Origin of the sequence: Janibacter sp. GXQ6167 (assembly GCF_041365945.1) — a bacterium.
Classification (GTDB): Bacteria; Actinomycetota; Actinomycetes; order Actinomycetales; family Dermatophilaceae; genus JBGFSK01.
In genome coordinates, this window is sequence record NZ_JBGFSK010000001.1 from 452,143 (window position 1) to 470,729 (window position 18,587).

Annotated in this window: 15 protein-coding genes; 7 read left to right on the top strand and 8 right to left on the bottom strand. The window is 68.3% G+C overall.

The genetic code is table 11. The annotated features are described in order from the left end of the window. Window positions 1-54: 54 nt before the first annotated feature. Genes AB8K43_RS02035 through AB8K43_RS02045 form a run of 3 tightly spaced genes read left to right on the top strand, consistent with a single transcriptional unit; the run spans window position 55 to window position 2,533 of the window. A complete protein-coding gene (locus AB8K43_RS02035) occupies window positions 55-1,005 on the top strand; it encodes an NADPH:quinone oxidoreductase family protein (protein ID WP_370890830.1) in 951 nt (316 codons plus the stop codon). Continuing rightward, entirely contained in the window at window positions 1,002-1,715 is a 714-nt protein-coding gene (locus AB8K43_RS02040) for a TetR/AcrR family transcriptional regulator (protein WP_370890832.1), read from the top strand. The genes AB8K43_RS02035 and AB8K43_RS02040 overlap by 4 nt, the downstream gene beginning before the upstream one ends. After that, complete coding sequence (locus tag AB8K43_RS02045) at window positions 1,712-2,533, top strand: SDR family oxidoreductase (RefSeq protein ID WP_370890834.1); 822 nt, start codon at window positions 1,712-1,714, stop codon at window positions 2,531-2,533. Before AB8K43_RS02040 ends, AB8K43_RS02045 begins: the two co-directional genes overlap by 4 nt. Window positions 2,534-2,569: 36 nt before the next feature. Here the strand turns inward: AB8K43_RS02045 and icmF are convergent, their stop codons facing one another. From icmF to AB8K43_RS02075, 6 genes are all read right to left on the bottom strand, one after another. Further along, window positions 2,570-5,905, bottom strand: coding sequence for a fused isobutyryl-CoA mutase/GTPase IcmF (gene icmF, locus AB8K43_RS02050; protein ID WP_370890836.1), 3,336 nt, complete (start codon window positions 5,903-5,905; stop codon window positions 2,570-2,572). A 291-nt stretch (window positions 5,906-6,196) separates the two neighbouring features. Continuing rightward, on the bottom strand, window positions 6,197-7,228 hold the full coding sequence (locus tag AB8K43_RS02055) for a DUF2804 domain-containing protein (protein WP_370890838.1): 1,032 nt from the start codon (window positions 7,226-7,228) through the stop codon (window positions 6,197-6,199). A 182-nt stretch (window positions 7,229-7,410) separates the two neighbouring features. Further along, a complete protein-coding gene (locus AB8K43_RS02060; protein WP_370890840.1) occupies window positions 7,411-8,007 on the bottom strand; it encodes a superoxide dismutase in 597 nt (198 codons plus the stop codon). Between the two features lie 270 nt (window positions 8,008-8,277). Further along, complete coding sequence (locus AB8K43_RS02065) at window positions 8,278-8,634, bottom strand: CrcB family protein (RefSeq protein ID WP_370890842.1); 357 nt, start codon at window positions 8,632-8,634, stop codon at window positions 8,278-8,280. Then, complete coding sequence (locus AB8K43_RS02070) at window positions 8,634-9,104, bottom strand: CrcB family protein (RefSeq protein ID WP_370890844.1); 471 nt, start codon at window positions 9,102-9,104, stop codon at window positions 8,634-8,636. The genes AB8K43_RS02065 and AB8K43_RS02070 overlap by 1 nt, the downstream gene beginning before the upstream one ends. A gap of 73 nt (window positions 9,105-9,177) precedes the next feature. Continuing rightward, window positions 9,178-10,395 (bottom strand): pyridoxal phosphate-dependent aminotransferase, encoded by a 1,218-nt coding sequence (locus AB8K43_RS02075; protein WP_370890846.1) that lies wholly within the window; start codon window positions 10,393-10,395, stop codon window positions 9,178-9,180. A 74-nt stretch (window positions 10,396-10,469) separates the two neighbouring features. On the opposite strand from AB8K43_RS02075, the gene AB8K43_RS02080 reads away from it, so the two are divergent. From AB8K43_RS02080 to AB8K43_RS02090, 3 genes are all read left to right on the top strand, one after another. Further along, a complete protein-coding gene (locus tag AB8K43_RS02080; protein WP_370890848.1) occupies window positions 10,470-11,165 on the top strand; it encodes a hypothetical protein in 696 nt (231 codons plus the stop codon). 171 nt (window positions 11,166-11,336) lie between these two features. Further along, window positions 11,337-11,783, top strand: a complete 447-nt coding sequence (locus AB8K43_RS02085; protein ID WP_370890850.1) for a hypothetical protein — start codon at window positions 11,337-11,339, stop codon at window positions 11,781-11,783. 709 nt (window positions 11,784-12,492) lie between these two features. Then, complete coding sequence (locus AB8K43_RS02090) at window positions 12,493-14,325, top strand: aromatic acid exporter family protein (protein WP_370890852.1); 1,833 nt, start codon at window positions 12,493-12,495, stop codon at window positions 14,323-14,325. 54 nt (window positions 14,326-14,379) lie between these two features. Here AB8K43_RS02090 and AB8K43_RS02095 read toward each other — a convergent pair whose 3' ends face one another. Continuing rightward, a complete protein-coding gene (locus tag AB8K43_RS02095) occupies window positions 14,380-14,928 on the bottom strand; it encodes a hypothetical protein (protein WP_370890854.1) in 549 nt (182 codons plus the stop codon). A 67-nt stretch (window positions 14,929-14,995) separates the two neighbouring features. Further along, on the bottom strand, window positions 14,996-16,657 hold the full coding sequence (locus tag AB8K43_RS02100) for an acetolactate synthase (RefSeq protein ID WP_370890856.1): 1,662 nt from the start codon (window positions 16,655-16,657) through the stop codon (window positions 14,996-14,998). 265 nt (window positions 16,658-16,922) lie between these two features. Between AB8K43_RS02100 and AB8K43_RS02105 the strand changes: the two genes are divergently transcribed. Continuing rightward, entirely contained in the window at window positions 16,923-18,521 is a 1,599-nt protein-coding gene (locus AB8K43_RS02105; RefSeq protein WP_370890858.1) for a hypothetical protein, read from the top strand. Window positions 18,522-18,587: the final 66 nt, after the last annotated feature.

An 18,587-nucleotide genomic window follows, 5' to 3' on the forward strand; every position in this document is an offset into this window, starting at 1 on the left:
TCATGTGCCGGGGAACCGGCTGAGGTTTCACCACCGATGCGAAGGGGCATCTTCATGCGCGCCGCCCAGATCAGCACTCTTGACGGACCCGATGCGGTCCAGATCGTCGATCTGCCCGACCCGAGTGATCCGAGCCTGGTCACGATCCGCGTGGAGGCCGCCGGCGTCGCCTTCCCGGAGCTGTTACAGACCCGTGGGCTCTACCAGTTCAAGCCCGAGTTGCCGTTTGTCCCGGGGGCAGAGGTCGCCGGAGTGGTCGAAGGGGTCCCGGAGGGTAGCGACCTCGCCGTCGGTGACCGAGTCTGCGCGCTCTCCCTTCTCGGCGGGCTGGCCGAGCGGGTGCAAGCAGCACCGCACCTCACCTTCAAACTGCCCGACTCCGTCGGCATGCACGAAGGCGCGGCGTTCCTCTTCAACTACGGCACCGCCTACTTCGCCCTCGTCGAGCGCGGTGGGCTGCGCGGCGGCGAGAGTGTCCTGGTCCACGGCGCTGCCGGGGGTGTCGGGACCGCCGCGATCCAGGTGGCCAAGGCCTTCGGCGCCGAGCGCGTGGTCGCCGTCGTTTCCACCGAGGAGAAGGGGGAGGTCGCGCGGGCCGCGGGCGCAGACGAGGTCGTCCTCGCCGACGGCTTCCGGGATGCCGTCGGGCGAAGCATCGATATCGTCGTCGATCCGGTCGGCGGGGGTCGCTTCACCGATTCGCTGCGGACGCTGCGCGAGCACGGCCGTCTCCTCGTCATCGGGTTTACCGCCGGTGACATCCCGGAGGTGAAGGTGAACCGCCTTCTGCTGAACAACATCGCGGTCGTCGGCGTCGGCTGGGGCGCCTACTCCTTGCCCCGGCCCGGTCATGTCGGTAGCCAATGGGAGGCGATGCTCCCGCATCTCGCCGGCGGGACGCTGCGCCCGATCATCGGCCCGACCTTCCCGCTCGATCGAGTCGGCGAGGCCCTCCAGGCGCTCGAAACGCGACAGGCGACGGGCAAGGTATTGGTCCTGCCGTGACCGCTCGGTCGTCCGAGACTGCCGCCGAGACGGAGGCGGCGCCGGAGGAGGTGCTTCCTCCGCTCGCGGACACCTCGAGCTTTCGTCCTCGGCCACAGACCGCGCGCGGGGCGCGGACTCGGGCCGCCCTCGTCGCCGCGGCCCGCACGATCTTCGAGCGCGACGGGTACCTCGGCACGCGGCTCGCCGACATCCCCGCCGAGGCAGGCGTTGCGACCGGGACCTTCTACACGTACTTCACTAGCAAGGACGAGATCTTCCGCGCGGTTATTGATGCGGCCAAGGACGACCTGCTCTATCCGGAGATGCCGCGGCGAGAGGATTCGCCGGTCGAGCAGATCCGCGCCGCGAACCTCGCCTACTTCCAGGCCTACGAGCGCAACGCCCGGCTGATGATGATTCTTGAGCAGGTGGCTGCGGCCGATCCACGCTTCCGAGAGATCCGGCGCCAGCGCAGCGCCGCCTTCGCCGAGCGCAACGCCCGCGCCATCGAGCGCCTCCAACGTGCCGGCCACGCCGACCCGGCCCTGGACCCGGTGCTTGCGGCGCAGGCACTGTCCGGGATGGTCGGCCGGATGGCCTACCGCGTCTTCGGGTTGGGCGAGAGCGCGCCGATGGATGAGCTCGTCGAGACCTGTACCCGCCTGTGGGCCAACGCCCTTCGCCTTGAAAACGACGCACCCTCTTCGCCTCGGAAGGACCCCGCATGAACGTCACTCACCAGGTCGCCATCGTCACCGGAGCTGCCGGAGGGATTGGGCTCGCCGTCGCCGAGCGCCTCCTTGAGGAGGGTGCCTCGGTGCTCATCACCGATCTCGACCGGGCGCGGCTCGAAGGGGAGGCCGAGCGCCTCGCGGGTGAGTACCGCGGCCGGATCCTTGCCGTCGCGGGTGACGCCTCCAATGAGGTGGACCTGCAGCGGTGCATCCGGGCAGCGGAGCGAGACTTCGGGCCGGTGGACCTCTTCGTCGCTAACGCTGGGATCGGCGGGGGCGCAGGTCTGGACGCGACGGACGAGCAGTGGCAGCGCACGATCGAAATCAATGTGATGGCGCATGTGCGTGCCGCGCGGCTGCTGGTGCCCGGGTGGGTCGAGCGTGGCCGCGGGTATTTCGTCACCACCGCATCGGCCGCTGGGCTGCTGACGCAGGTCGGGTCGGCCACGTACGCCGTCACGAAGCACGGAGCGGTGGCCTTCGCCGAATGGCTCGCGGTCACCTACGGCGCGAAGGGGGTTGGCGTGAGCTGCCTCTGCCCGATGGGCGTGGACACTCCTCTGCTGCGCGAGGGGTCAGTGCCCGGCTCGGAGGCGGAACTGCCGACGCGGGCGGTGGCCGCAGCCGGCGCCGTGCTGACGGCTCAGCAGGTGGCGGACTCGGTGATCGCCGGGATCGCTGCGGAGGACTTCCTGATCCTGCCGCACCCGGAAGTGCTCGAGTACTTCCGCGGCAAGGGCGCCGACTACGACCGCTGGATCGCGGGGATGCAGCGCTTCGCCGCCGCCCTGGAAGCCGCCCCCATGTCCTAGGCACCCCGCGGGTGGTCGGCGGGAGGCGCCGGCGGCTTAGACGTTGCGGCGGTACTGGCCGCCGACCTCGAAGAAGGCGTCGGTGACCTGTTGGAGCGTGCACACGCGGGCAGCGTCCATGAGCACGGCGAAGACGTTGTCGCCGCTCATGGCTGCGTCCTTCAGGGCCGCGATCGCCTCGGCGGCCTCATCGGCGTGCGCGGCCTGGAACTCGCGCACTCGCGTGAGCTGCGACTGCTTCTCCGACTCGGTGGCTCGGGCCAGTTCGACCTCTTCGGCCGGACCCTCGGCGTCGTCACGCAGGAAGGTGTTGACCCCGATGATCGGCAATGAGCCGTCGTGCTTGCGGTGCTCGTAGAGCATCGACTCGTCCTGGATCCGACCCCGCTGGTACCCGGTCTCCATCGCACCCAGCACGCCGCCGCGCTCGCTGATCCGGTCGAACTCGGTGAGCACCGCCTCTTCGACCAGATCGGTGAGTTCATCGATGATGAAGGAGCCCTGCAGCGGGTTCTCGTTCGTCGACAGGCCCCACTCTCGGGTGATGATCAGCTGGATCGCGAGCGCCCGGCGCACCGACTCCGACGACGGGGTCGTGATCGCCTCGTCGTAGGCGTTGGTGTGCAAGGAGTTTGCGTTGTCGTAGAGGGCATTAAGCGCTTGCAGGGTGGTGCGCACATCGTTGAAGTCCATCTCCTGCGCGTGCAGACTCCGGCCGCTCGTTTGGATGTGGTACTTGAGCTTCTGGCTGCGCTCGCTCGCTCCGTACTTCTCCTTCATCGTCACCGCCCAGATGCGGCGCGCCACCCGTCCGAGGACCGAGTACTCCGGGTCCATGCCGGAGGAGAAGAAGAAGGACAGGTTGGGGGCGAAGGCATCGATGTCCATGCCCCGCGCGAGGTACGCCTCGACATAGGTGAAGCCATTGGCGAGGGTGAAGGCGAGCTGGCTGATCGGGTTCGCCCCGGCTTCGGCGATGTGATAGCCGCTGATCGAGACCGAGTAGAAGCCCTGGACCTGCTGCTCGATGAACCACTCCTGGATGTCGGCCATCATCCGCAGTGAGAACTCCGTGGAGAACAGGCAGGTGTTTTGGCCCTGGTCCTCCTTCAAGATGTCCGCCTGGACGGTGCCGCGCACGGTCGCGAGGGCGTTCGCGCGGACCTCATCGGCTTCGGCGCCGCTCGGTTCACGCCCTTCGCGCTCGCGGAAGGCGTCGAGGGCCTGGTCGATCGCGGTGTTGAGGAAGAAGGCGAGCACCGTCGGCGCAGGGCCGTTGATCGTCATGGACACGCTCGTCGTCGGCGCGAGCAGGTCAAAACCGTCGTAGAGCGCCTTCATGTCATCGAGCGTCGCGACCGAGACCCCGGAGGTGCCGACCTTGCCGTAGATGTCCGGGCGCTCGCCGGGGTCGCGGCCGTAAAGGGTGACCGAGTCGAAGGCGGTCGACAGGCGAGTGGCGGACTGCCCCTTCGAGAGCAGCCGGAAGCGCCGGTTGGTCCGGAAGGGGTCGCCCTCGCCGGCGAACATGCGCGCCGGGTCTTCGCCCTCGCGCTTGAAGGGGAAGACCCCAGCGGTGAAGGGGTAGAAGCCGGGCAGGTTCTCCCGCCGCCAGAAGGAGACGAGGTCTCCGTGGTCGCTGTAGCGGGGGAGCGCCACACGCGGAATCGCGTTGCCCGACAGCGACTCTCGCGTGAGGCGTGTGCGGATCTCCTTGCCGCGCACGGTGCTGATCTGCTCCTCACCGGAGTAGGCCTCGACGACCGAGGGCCAGGCCTCGATCTGCTCAGCGATCTCGGTGGGGAGGTCGGCGCGGGCGGCGTCGAGGAGTTGGTCGACACCGTGGTCGGTGTGTCCCGCCGCGGCGAGTTCGTCATCGACCAGGGTGAGCCGTTGGATCCGGCGAGCTGTCTCGGCGAGCTCCGCGGTCTGCGCGTGGTAACCGCGCACGGTCTCGGCGATTTCGGCGAGGTAGCGAACCCGAGCGGGCGGGACGACCTGGCTGATCCGGGTGGAGCGCTTGGTGTCGACGCGCGGGAGACTGCCCTCGACCACCGGGAGCCCGCGTTCGGCGAGCAGATCCCGCAGGTGCTGGTAGAGCGCCGTCACGCCGTCATCGGCGAAGGTCGCTGCTGAGGTCCCGAAGACCGGCATGTCCTCGGGCTTTTGGCCGAATGCCTCGCGATTGCGGACCAACTGCCGTCCGACATCGCGCATCGCGTCCGCGGCGCCGCGCCGCTCGAACTTGTTGATCGCGACGACCTCGGCGAAGTCGAGCATGTCGATCTTCTCGAGTTGGCTCGCGGCCCCGAAGTCTGGAGTCATCACGTACATCGGGATGTCCACGTAAGGCACGATCGCGGCGTCGCCCTGACCGATGCCGGGGGTCTCGACAATGACCAGGTCGTACCCGGCGGCCTTGACGAGATCGATGACTGTCGTGAGGGCAGCCGGCACTTCGTGGTTGCCGCGGGTCGCGAGCGAGCGGAAGTACACCGGGAGCGTGCCGTCGGCCTTCTCTTGCAGGGCGTTCATCCGGATACGGTCACCGAGGAGCGCGCCTCCCCCCTTCCGCCGAGTGGGGTCGACGGCGATCACCGCGATGCGAAGGGAGTCACCCTGGTCGACGCGGAAACGGCGCACGATCTCATCGGTCAGCGAGGATTTGCCGGACCCGCCGGTGCCGGTCAGACCGAGCACCGGGGCATGCGACCCGGCGGCGGCCGTCGCGATCCGCTCGCGGAAGTCATCGTCGAGATGTCCGAGTTCGGCACCGGTGATGGCCCGAGCGAGGGCGGTGCGATCGCCGCCGAGCACATCGTCGACGGTGACCGGGTGGGTGGCCCAGAGGTCGACGTCGCACTCGCGGATGAGGGAGTTGATCATGCCCGGAAGGCCGAGTCGCTGCCCGTCCTCGGGGGAGAAGATGTGCACGCCAGACTCACGCAGGCGCTCGATCTCGGCCGGGACGATCACGCCGCCGCCACCGCCGTAGACCTTGATATGCGAGGCCCCGCGCTCTTTCAGCAACTCCACGAGGTACTCGAAGTACTCGACGTGACCGCCCTGATACGAGCTCACCGCGATGCCCTGCGCGTCCTCATCAATCGCCGCGTCCACCACTTCGGAGACCGCGCGGTTGTGCCCCAGGTGGACCACTTCGGCACCCTGGCTCTGCAGGATGCGCCGCATGATGTTGATCGAGGCGTCATGGCCATCGAAGAGGGAGGACGCCGTCACGAAACGCACCGGGTGCTCCGCGCGATAGAGCTCCGGCCGACCGGTCGACTGCGGGGCCTTCGCCGGGCTCTCCGCGCTCGCGGGCTGGTCGCCGGCAGCGGCGGTCGTCGGGGCGGTCGAGGTCGAGGTCATGGGTGGGGTCCTCCTCTTGGCGGTGCCGCGAGATGCCAAGAAGGGGCCCCGCGACGCTGCGGTGGGTGCGCCTTGTGAGCGCGATCACACACCACTATGACGGATGAGGCGGCGCGAGGACCAACCGGCGACCGCCTTCCCCCTTCCGGCAGGTGAGCGACACCCTGGGGCCCTCCCCGATCCGCCGCTTTCGCAAATGCCCGGGCATTTGCCGCAAAAAATGCCCGGGCATTTGCGAAAGGAGGGGGAGGAAGGGGTGGGGGGCGTTCGTACGGCAGCGCGCCGTACCTCTTACCAGCGCTGGGCGACGTCCTCGGCCCAGCCGTAGAGGTCGTCGATTCGCTGGTCGCCTACTCGTCCGCTCCACGTGCCGAAGCACTGCGACGTGCGCGAGGCGAGGACACCGAGTTGGGTGCTCGCCTCGCGGAGGTGTTCGGGGCGGAAAGTCAGGTCGACGTCGCCCCCTTCGACTCGCCATGGTTCCTGCCAGTTGCCGAGGTCGTAGGTCCAGCGCACATCGTCGGAGATCTTGGTGAGCGAGCCATCAATCACCAGGGCGTTTTCGGTCGATCCGGTCCCGTCGGTCCACCGGCCGCCGATCTGGAGCCCGATGACCTGGCCGTCGATTCGGCCACTGCCCGCACCCCAGTTCCAGGCGATTCGGTACGGCCAGCGGCCGCGTCCGTGATCGAGAGTGGCCCAGGTCCTGCCTTCGCGAAGGGGGTATTGCGTGCCGTCCACCCAAAGCGTCCCGGTCGCGGGGCGGGCGACGTCTTTGATCGTGTATTGGAAGCGCGTCGGGCTCCAGGGGACGACGACCCCCAAGCGCTCATGGCCTGGCGGGAGGGGGACCTCGGCGTCGAGGCGCACGCGGGGCGACTGGGCGCGCAGGCGAGTGCCTTCGAGAGAATCGGTGGCCTCCAGAGACAGGTTCCGGCCGGTGAACCGTGCGTGACCTCCGCTGGATCCGGTGGGGAGGGTTACCCCGCGACCGAATGGGGTGATCGCTTCGGCGCTGATCTGCTCCCCGGTCCGCCGATCGAGGACGAAGAGCGCGTTGACCCCGGCGTAGTCGATGTCGGAGATCGTCAGCGCCACGACGTGGGTGTCCGTGGTGATTGCCCAGTACTCCCATCGTTTGGTCCGTCCCCAGCGAGGGGGCAGGTGCTCGAGCACCGCTCGTGGGTGCTGCCGCCAACCGGGCCTGGTGAGGGAGGTGGTGTCATGCAGCGGTCTGCGAGTCCACCCGATCGCGTCGGGGTTGAGACGTCCGTCCGCTGTGGTCAGCGCGATCGGCTGGGTGATCTCTCGCTCTCGCGGCATGAGCTCATCGTGCCGCACACCCTGGCGACGACGGGTGCGATGGTGGAGTGGTCAGCTCGATGGGTCGAACCGGGTTGGGGGCGCGGAAACGGTCATCGGACGAGGACATGTCCCCGTCCGATGACCGTTTCCGCGTCATGAATCGTGAAGGGGGTGTGCTCCCTTCACGATTCCCAGGTGCGTCAGGCGCCCTTTGCCTCTTCGAGACGGCGCGAGACGTCATTCCAGTTCACGAGATCCCAAAGCTTTTCGACGTAGTCCGGGCGCACGTTGCGGTACTGGAGGTAGTACGCGTGCTCCCACGCGTCGAACGCGAGCAGCGGGGTCATGCCGGTCGCGACGTTGCCGTGGTGGTCGTAGACCTGGGTCACGAGGAGGCGCTGACCGAGCGGCTCCCACGCGAGCACGCCCCAGCCGGAGCCCTGCACGCCCTGGGTCGCCGTGGTCAGCTGGGACCGGAAGGCGTCGAAGGAGCCGAAGTGCTCATCGAGAGCGGTGGCGAGGGCGCCGTCGGGGCGGTCGCCGCCGTCCGGGGAGAGGTTCTCCCAGAAGATCGAGTGCAGCACGTGACCGGAGACGTTGAAGGCGAGGGTCTTTTCGAGGCCGACGAGGCCACCGAGCTGCCCCTTGTCGCGGGCCTCGGCGAGCTGCTCGAGGGTGTCGTTCGCTCCCTTGACGTAGGCGGCGTGGTGCTTGTCGTGGTGCAGTTCGAGGATCTCGCCGCTCATCGCGGGCTCGAGCGCCCCGTAGTCGTACGGGAGGTCGGGCAGGGTGTACATGGAAGCTCCGTTCGTAGATGCGAACTCGTTGCAACAACGTATCGCGCCTGGTGAGCGGGGTGGGGGTGAGGGTTGCCTTCATGGCGGGGTTAGGGGCAGGGGGCGGGGTTATCACTGCGCCCGGTGACCGTTTCCCCGTCACCGGCAGGAAGGGGGCGGCCAGCCTCCGCTGTGTGGCGGGGATAGGGGCAGGGGGCGGGGTTATTACCGCGCCCGGTGACCGTTTCCCGTCACGGGCGGGAAGGGGGCGGCCAGCCGAGGCCATCGCGCTTAAGCCGCGAGGGCCCACCCGATGTAAACGGCCAATAGCGGAAGGGCGATGCTCATCCCCGTTATCCCCGCGACGGCACTCCACGCGCGGGCGCGAAGGGCGTTCGCCACCTCGAGCGCGAACGCCGAGAAGGTCGTGAAAGACCCGCAAAACCCGATCCCGAGGAACGGGAGCACCCAGCCCGGCGCGCCCCGACTCGCCCAGCCCGCAACGAGTCCGAGCATGAGGGAGCCGACGATGTTCACGGCGAGAGTTCCGCCCGCAGGGGTCGCCCCCTTCGCCCTCAGCTGGGTCGTTACGAGATAGCGAAGGGGCGCTCCGATCGCTGCGCCCATGGCCACGAGGACGAGGGTCATCAGGCGCGGTCCTTGGCGATGGCAGCCCGTCCCGAGAGGCGCTCACCGAGGACGAGCCCGGCGAGGCACGCTGCGACTCCAGCGATCAGGGTGGTGGCGAGGTAGGTGACCCCCGCGGGGGAGCCGAGGGTGTGGACGTCGAGCGCGAGCGCCGAGTAGGTAGTCCAGCCACCCAGCAGGCCCGTCATGGCGAAGGGGCGCACCCACCACGGCTCGACGTGAGCGGGATCGACCCGCGAAGCCGGGATCTCACGGTCGGCAAGCACGCCATCTTCATCGGCCTCCGAAGCCGCGTCTCCGTCGCTCAACCATCCGACGAGCAGGCCCATCGCAAGGGCGCCGGTGAGGTTGACCGCGAGCGTCCCCCACGCGAACCCCGATCCCGCGCCTGGGAGGCCCAACCCCACGAGCCAGCGTCCGAGCGAACCGATCACTCCGCCGAGTGCGACGACACCGAGCACAACCGACACCGGCTCCCCCTTCCCATGAGAGGGGGAGCGATGCGGTCTCCGGTCGGCAGCGGCGCCGAGCATCGGCGGGGTCCTAGGCGCGGCGGGTTTCGAGGAAGTCCGCGATCCGGCCGATCGCCTCGGTCAACACCTCGGTGTCGGGCAGGCACACCACGCGGAAGTGGTCCGGCTCAAACCAGTTAAAGCCGGTCCCGTGCGTCACCAGGATCTTCTTCGCGCGCAGCAGGTCGATCACGAAGGCTTCGTCGTCCTCGATCGGGTACACCTCCGGGTCCAGGCGCGGGAAGCAGTACAGGGCCCCCTTCGGCTCGACACAGCTGACGCCGGGGATCTCGTTCAGCAGCCGAGCGGCCAGCTTGGCTTGCTCGTAGAAGCGACCGCCGGGCGCGATCAGTTCGTCGACCGACTGGTATCCGCCGAGCGCGGTCTGGATCGCGTGTTGCGCCGGGACGTTCGCGCACATCCGCATGTTGGAGAGAAGGGTGAGTCCCTCTAGGAAGTCCTCGGCCCGGTCCTTCGGCCCCGAGACCATCACCCACCCCGCGCGGTAGCCGCAGACGCGGTAGGCCTTGGACAGGCCCGAGAAGGTCAAGCAGAAGACGTCGTCGCCGGCGTAGGTCGCCGCATGATGGTGCACCGCGCCGTCGAAGAGGATCTTTTCGTAGATCTCATCGGCCATCACCACGAGGTCGTGACGGCGAGCGATATCAATGAGGCCCTTGACGGTCTCCTCGCTATAGACCGCGCCCGTGGGGTTGTTGGGGTTGATGATGACGATCGCCTGGGTGTTATCGGTGATCTTGGCTTCGATATCCGCGAGGTCGGGATCCCAGCCGTTTTGCTCATCGCAGCGGTAGTGGATCGGGGTGCCGCCCGCGAGGCTCACCGCGCCGGTCCACAGGGGGTAGTCGGGCGCTGGGACGAGGATCTCGTTGCCGTCGTCGACGAAGGCCTGGAGGACCATGGAGATCAACTCGCTGACGCCATTGCCGATGTAGACATCCTCGACGGTGGTCTCTCGCAACCCCTTCGACTGGTAGTACTGCGCCACCGCAGTGCGCGCCGAGTAGATCCCCTTGGAGTCGACGTAGCCCTGCGCGTCGGGCAGGTGCCGGGTCATGTCCGCGACGATGGCTTCGGGTGCCTTGAAGCCGAAGGGGGCGGTGTTGCCGATGTTGAGCTTCAAGATCTTGTGGCCCTCGGCCTCGAGGCGCTGCGCCTCGACGAGGATCGGCCCGCGCACGTCGTAGCGGACGTCTTGCAGCTTGCGGCTCTGGGTGATTCGGCGCATGCGGCCAAGTCTCGCAGGCGGTGCCGTCGAGTTGTGTCCCGGATCGTTTCGAGGGCAAAGAGGATGATGAGGCTATGGCCCGACGCGATCTGGACACCCCGGACGCCTGGCGCCGGGCGGGCGCGAGCGACCCGATCGAACGGGCGGGTCGAGGCGCGGCGGCCCTCCACGCGGTTGAACGGCGGAATCAGGTGAAGACGTCGCCTCGGCGCATTGGGGTGGTTGTGGTCCTCGCGGGAGTGGTCGCGTTGAAAGCGACGGTGGGGACACCCTTCCAGCCGCAAGCGTCGCTGGCGGTCATCGTCACCGTGGTACTTATCGGTTTGTCGCTGATGTTCGTCATGGACCTTCGTTGGGAGACCCATGAACTCGGACGCTCAGCGCGCCTCCAGCGGAAGGTCGCCGGGCAACTCGCGAAGGCTCTGCCGGCCCGCGCGATCACGCTGCACGACCGCGGCACTCCGCGTGGGCGCGTGGCACACCATGTGGTTCTCCTGGACCGCACGTGTTATGTCATCGAGGACCTCCCGACCTTGCGCTGGATGCCATGGCGCTCCTTCCAGCCGCCGCCGCCTTCGGGTCGCCAGCGAATCTTGCATGCACTCGCCGAGCTATACGAGATCGCGGCCGAGGCGGGCAGTGCGGCCCCTTGGGAGATCGTCCCCGTTCTCGTCACTGCGGCAGCTGTCGACGGACCTAGGCCGAGCGGCCATGCGCTGATCCTCCCGTTCAGCGAGATAGAGGTGTGGGCCGAGTCGCTGGGCCGGTGACGACGCCGTTCGCTCTTGGTCGCTTCAGACATCGCGGCCAGGACGGACCTACTACGCTCGCCCGCATGAGTGCGATGCCGCAGCCCGCCGAAGTGGGGGCACCAAGGCTGCCCGCATGAGTGCAACCCTGGGTGAGGCGCTGCTCACGGCCGTCTTTGGTCGGATGAGCCGATGAGCGAGCTCCAGCAACCCTCCGGCGTGCCGCCCTTCGGGCCCTCAGCGCCCGTGCGTGCTGAGGGCCCGAACATCATCGTCCTCGCCCTCGTTGCGCTGATGATCGCCGGTGCTATGGCGCTTGTGGGTGCCCTGGTCGCGCTCTATGTGACCGCCGTGGCCACGAGGTGGATGGAGCCAGATGCCAACGCGATGTGTGAGCGCTTCGGCTGCGGACTGATGGCCGGAGTGTTCAACATCGCCACCGCCGTGGTGGCGCTATTGGTCGGCCTGGTCTTCGGCGGCATCGCCGCACCGTTCTACATCCGCAGAGCGCCGACCTGGCGGCGGGCGGTGATCGCCGGGATCATCTCCGGGGTCATGGTTGCGCTGTTGGTCATCGTGGTCACTGTGGCGGTCGTCCTCGGTGGCGCGTTCGGCGGCGTCGGCACCTTGAGGCCCTAAGGGTTCCGGTTGGTTTCACTGCAAGTCGGCTGGTCCGTCTAAGCGTTGATGTGGCTGGGAAGTGTCGGTGAGTGCAAGGTGGGGGGCCTTATCGCGGGGTTGGGGGCCGGGAAGTGTCGGTGAGTGCAAGGTCGGTGGCCTTACCGCGGGGTTGGGAGCTGGGAAGTGTCGGTGAGTGCAAGGTCGGTGGCCTTACCGCGGGGTTGGGGGCGGGGAAGTGTCGGTGAGTGCAAGGTCGGTGGCCTTACCGCGGGGTTGGGGGCGGGGAAGTGTCGGTAAGTGCAAGGTCGGTGGCCTTACCGCGGGGTTGGGGGCGGGGAAGTGTCGGTAAGTGCAAGGTCGGTGGCCTTACCGCGGGGTTGGGGGCGGGGAAGTGTCGGTGAGTGCAAGGTCGGTGGCCTTACCGCGGGGTTGGGGGCTGGGAAGTGTCGGTGAGTGCAAGGTGGGGGGCCTTATCGCGGGGTTGGGGGCTGGGAAGTGTCGGTGAGTGCAAGGTGGGGGGCCTTATCGCGGGGTTGGGGGCCGGGAAGTGTCGGTGAGTGCAAGGTCGGGTGCCTCGCCGACGTTTCGCGGACTCGCCGATCACAGCGGGCGACGCGGTGATTCGCCCTCATCGATAGCGGACCTTCGGTGAGTACCGTGGACTTCCTGCGAAGGTTCGTTCACCTCTTCGCGGCGGATCTGTAGCCGACAGATGGGGAGGGTGACGGTGGCTGGTGGTGACGGGAATCGGTCGCTGATACCGAAGGGCGATCCGGTCGTCTTGCTCCTGATGATCGCCGCGATCGTGCCGTCTGCGCTGCTCGGAGCGGCACTCGGTGCGGGCGGCGTCACCGTCGTCGGAGCGCTGGTCGCCCTTTTCGCGCTCATTGCCTTCCTCGGCGGACCCCTGCGCTCGGACATCCGTCTGGCCGCGGTGCTCGCCCCCTTCCTCCTTGCCGCAGGGGTGGTCCCCCGGCTACTGAGCGAGGTATCGCAGCCAGCAGGGATCGCGGCGGTCGTCGCGATTGTCTTCGTCGGTGCATTGCTGCCGATCCTCGGGCCGCGTTTCGACAGCGTGGCCCAGGGCATCGGGATGGTCACCCTTTTCGCCTACGGAGCCGCGGTGACGGGTTCCTTCGAACCACACCAACTCGTCCTCGCCGTCATCGCTGGGCTCATCGTTGCCTTCGCGCTCCGGGTCCTCTTCGGCCTTGGCGACCCTCGCAAGGAAACTCGTGCCGCGATCGCGGGCGTGCTCGATCGCCAGAGCCCCATGACGGCTGGAGCCTTCGATACCTGGGTGAACGACGGTGCGCCAGTCTGGCTCGGTGAGGCGCTGGAGGGCGCCGTGCGCTATCGCGTCGCGGCTCAAGAGGCAGCCTCAGTCGCTCGGGTGCGCGGTGATGCCGGTGCGCTTGCCACCCTCGACGTCCTGAGCGAACGAGCCGAGTCTCTCGCCGAGCAGATGCGGGCGAAGGGGGAGGCCGCGCGCGAAGGGGCGCCAGCGCCCGAGCTGGAGGCCGATACGCCCGCGTCGATCCGGTCGGCCGAAGCAGGACTGGATATGGTCGCGGCCGCCCTTGATCACCGCGACGGTCAGAGCGCGCACCTCACTCGCGCCCAGCGGGCCGCCATCAGGGTCGCGCGCCGACCTGCGGTTCGCCCCCGATCGATTCAGTTGCGGCACGCCGTCCGAACCGCGATCGGCATCCTCGTGATGCTGGTGCTCGCCGCGATGCTGCGGCCCGGGGACCCACTCGTCGCGACCGTGCTGCTCGCGGCGTTTGGGATCCTGCAGGCGAGTTGGAAGCAGTCGCTCGCCAAGGCGTGGCCCCGACTCGTCGGTGTTCTGGTGGGTGCGGCACTGGTCTACGTCGTCTTCCTCACCGTGCCACCGGGCTGGCTGCTTCCGCTCAGCCTGGTGGCCTTGGTGGTCGGCCTGTGGTACATGACTGCGGCGCCAGCGATCGGGTACGGCTGCATGGTCCTCGTGACCGTCGGCCTCAACGTCTCGACCCGGCATCTCGACCCGACGGGCACGCTGCTCGAGTACACCGCCTTGATGATGGCGGCGGTCCTGGTGGCGACCGTCGTGGGCTTCGCGGTCGTGCCGGCCCTTCGCCCCCTTCCCCTCACCGCGCGGGTCGAACGCGCCTGGGAGGCAACGGGCGCCGCCCTCGACGCGATGCGTGCAGGGGACGAGCCGATGGAGGCGACACCTGCGCGAGCGATCAGAGAGGCAGCAGCGGCCCGGGCCGAACTCGTCCTCGACGATGCCGACGAGCAGCCGGCCAAGAGCGCGGCGTTGGAGCAGTATCGGACCGCGCTCGCCGACCTGATGATCATCGGGATCCGATCAGCGACGAAGGAGCCGATCATGACGGTGCTCGCTCGCGACTTCCGCCAGGGCCCCTACCGCGCCTCGGAGGTCCGAAGCGACGTCCCCGCCCGAGACCACTCCGGAGAGCTCGACCCCGAATCGCTGGATCACCAAGCGCTCATCGCGGAGTTGCTGCGCGAAGCTCGCGAGGCAGCCTCCGCCCTTCGCTCGAATCAATAAGTTGGTGCCGGCGAACGGCGCGCGAAGTGGGAGAGGCGCTCCGAGCCGCCGTCCTTACGCGGATGCCTCATCGCGCCGACTTCGGTGCCATACAAAGAGCGCCGCTGAACTCAGCGCTAAAAGGGCAGACATGACGTAGGCCCCCGATGCGACGGGGGCCCGCGTCATCAGCAGGACGAAGCCTGCGAGACAAATGACGGAGCCGATGATGACGAACCCGCGGTTGCCGTACAAGTGCGTGAAGGGGAGGTAGTGCGCCCCCACCACGATCATTGCCAAGGGGAAGAAAGCAGACTCGATCCGCGGCGCCATGAGGCACAGGGGGAGAAGGATCAACGCCATCCCCATGGCCAGCTGCATCGCAAGTCCACGCATCGGGTGCCCGGGAGGCAGGTCGGACTGCCCGGACTGCACGCGGTTGATCAACAGGCCGATCGGGAAGATCAAGAATCCTCCGACGAAGAGGACGACAGCGGCCACACCGATCCCGACGCGCGCGGCTGACAGTCCCGATGCCAGCCACACCAGCGCCGAGACGGCTGGGCCGCCCCAGCCGCCGGAGTAGATAGCGCGGACATCGGCTTGCGCTCGATCGAGGTACATCACGAGATCCCTTTCAGTCTTCGGCTTCCTCGTGAGACCTGGGGAGCCACGTTGGGCGCCGAGATCGCTACAGCCCGGTCGTGCTGCGGGGGTAGGGGATCGAGGTGTCGGTCACGATATTGACGAGATAGGGAACCCCGGAGGCAAATGCTCGATCGAGGGCCGGACCGATCTCGGTGGGATCGGTGACGAGTTCGCCAGCACCGCCCAGGGCCGAAACCACCTCGTCGTAGCGGGTCTGCGGGGCGAGGTCCGCCGCGACGTCGTAGCCGTAAACCATCTGCATCGGCTGCTTCTCTAACCCCCAGGCGCTGTTGTTGCCCATCACCATCACGACCGGGAGACGGTGACGGACCAGCGTGTCGACATCCATCAGCGACATCCCCGCTGCACCGTCACCAAGGAGCAGGACCACTTGTGACGAAGGGCGGGCGATCCGGGCCGCGATCGCTGCCCCGAGACCGGCGCCGAGGCACCCGAAGGGCCCGGGGTCGAGCCAGCATCCGGGCTGAGCGGGTTCGACGAACTTGCCGGCCCATGAGACGAAGTCTCCGCCGTCCCCAATCACGACCGCGTCCTCGGCGAGGCGCGGCAGCAGCTCTCCATAGATCCGTGCCGGGTGGATCGGGTCGGCGGCGCTCGTCAGGAGTTCGGACGCGGATTCGCCCTTCGCGCGAGACTCCTCGGCCAGCGCGTTCGCCCAGTCCGCCCAGCCGCCAACCGAGCGCCGGAGGCTCTCTTCGAGCAGGTTGTCGCAGGCGAGGGTGAGGTCACCGTGGACACTCGCCGCAAGGTCGACATGCGAACTGATCTGCTCCGCGGAATCGGCGATGTGCACGACCTTGGCAGCGGGCTGGTCGTCGCGGCCACCAAAGGCGCCATACCCCAATCGGAAGTCCAGTCGCGTGCCGATGACGATCGCGAGGTCGCACCCGCCGAGCGCGGATCCGCGAGCCTTGGTGACCAGAAGGAGGTCGCCGCTCGGGATGATCCCGCGCCCCATGCCATTGGTGATCGTCGGAATGGCGAGTTCGCTCACGAGGCGACGGGCGGCCTCTTCGGCGCCATCGGCCCAGACATCGGTCCCGAGGATCACGACGGGCCGCTTGGCAGCGGCGATGAGATCTGCGATCCGCGCGATGGCGTCGCTGTCTGGCACCTCTTTGCTCCGCGGTCTGACCTCGAGGTGTGGTTCGGCCGCTGGGGTGAAGAGGTGGTCAATCGCCGCGTCGAAGAAGACCGGTCCACGGTGCGAGCCCCCCGCGACCGAGAAGGCAGCATCCATCTCGACCGCCACGGCGTCGGGCGAATCCGCGGTCGTCGACCGTTTGGCAACCGGGGCGAACAGTGGCGGGTGGTCGAGCTCTTGGAGCGCCCCCTTCCCCCAACTAAAGGACGGTGCTCGACCCCCGACGACCACGAGCGGGGAGCCGTTGAAGCACGCCTGGGCGACCGGGCTCATTCCGTTCGTGACCCCGGGTCCGGCAGTGAGCACGGCGAGTCCGGGGACGCGCGTGAGCTTGCCGGTGGCCTCGGCCGCGAAGACGGCGGTCTGCTCGTGGCGGACATCGACCAGACGCATCTTCGCCGGGCCCCTCGCCGCGCCGTCGAGGAGCGGGAAGACGTGCGCTCCAGAGAGCGTAAACATCGTCTCGGCCCCATGCGCCACGGCGATTTCGACCGCCCGTGCGCCAGCGCTGACATCCACCGAGGCCCCATCGTCCGACATGCGCCCGAGGTTACTGTGCGGTAAGGAACTTGGGGAGAGGTCGACAGGTATCTGACCGATCACGATTGGTGAGAGGTGCACCGAAGGATTGGCTCGACCGGTCACCGAATGGTCCTCGGCCACCCCGCGAGTGTCGTCGTCCTCGCCGATCTGCGCCGATAGGCTGGAGGGACTAAGGACCCTCGGGGTATCCACCGGCGTCAGATCGGCGGTGGGCCCCATCGACGTGGGGCGGCCTACGCCCCAATCCAGGTGGAGGCAAGAGATGACGAACGGGAACACGGTCGTACTGGTCATCGCGGTCGTGGCGGTCATCGTCCTCCTGCTGGTCATCGGGCTCATCGTGTGGGCGGTGCGTCGCGGCAAGGCCGAGCCCGCCGGTCAGCACGCGGCCGTTCCTCATGACCGAGGCTCTGCCGAAGGGGGAGCCGACCGGGTCGCTGCTGCCGCGGTCCCGGCTCCGCCCCACCTGCCGGACCGCGACGTCGCGCACGATGCGCCGGCGGAACTGATGCAGACCGAGAAGGTCGAGCCGGTCGCGGTCGACGATCCCGCCGATGAGATCCCCGGACCGCCGGCGCCGCCGCAGGTGCCCGAGGTCATCGATGCGGTCGACGCGCCGGTCGTCGAGTGGGTTGAGGCGCGTGGTGACGTGGTCGAGAACTCCCCCGAGGCCGAGGTTGTCGGCGAACCCGATACGGCTGAGGGGCCCGAGTCGGAGGTCGAAGAGGAGCTGGTGGCCACCGACGTCGAAGAGCCCCAGCCGGTGGTCGACGAGGAGCCGGTGGCTGCCGAGGTTGAGGTGCCCGAGTCGGAGGTCGTAGAGGAGCCGGTGCCTGCCGAGGTTGACGCGCCGGAGCCTGCCGAGGTCGAAGAGCCGGAGCCGGTGGTTGACGAGGAGCCGGTGCCTGCCGAGGTCGAAGAACCAGTGGCCGCTGAGGTCGAGGAGCCCGAGCCGAGCGACGACGCCATCGAGGCCGGGGCCGTGACCGAGGTCGTCGAAGCCGAGGCCATCGTGCCGATCGCCGAGCCGGAAGCTGCGGAAGACCCGAGCGAGGACGTTGCCGAGTCGGCAGCGGAGTCTCGCCCGGTCACCCCGGTCCCCGCGTGGTCTGCTGCCATCCCGCTCGGCGACCCCGAGCCGGTGGTGGTCGAGAGCGCCCGCGCCGCCCAAGAGCGTGATGACGAGACCGTGTGGGACGCCGAGGGCGCTGCGCGAGATGAGCTCGTCGAGCGCGATGACGACGGCGACGGCGTCCCCGATGTGCTCCAGGATGAGGACGACGCCGCGGCCGCCGAGCCCACGCCGGAGCAGGCGGAGCGGCCGCTGGTCGAACGTCACACCGCGCCGGCTTATCGACCTGCCTGGACGCCGACCACCCGTCCGCCCGAGCCGCCTACCGCGACGGACCTCGAAACGCCCGAGCCGCAGGACGCACCCGAGCCGCCTAGCGCGACGGACTTCGAAACGCCCGAGCCACAGGACGCACCCGAGCAGGAGGTCGACGCTGAGGCCGAAGAGGTCTCGGAGGAGCCTCAGATCGTGGACGAGGACCCGGCGCCCAACGCCCTTGAGGCGGCCGATGACGTTACGCCAGATACCGCAGAGGTGGCGGCCCCCGAGGCCGAAGAGCCTAGTGACGAGGACTCTGAGGAGTCGCCGGAGGTGCGCGATGGCGGTTACGGGTGGGGCTCGGCCGCACCCACGTCGGACGGACGCCAGCCCAAGGGGCACCCGGTCAAGGGTCATGAGGAGTGGAAGCAGTATCACGAGCCCGGCAGCCAGTGGTACGACCAAACGACCGTCGATGTGTGGTTCACCGACGCAGAGGCCGCAGAGCGAGCGGGCTTCCACCGCGCCTGATTCGCTGCGTGATCGTCCGGCGAATCCGTTGCGGCGGTAGCGGATTCACCCCCTTCGGCCACAGAC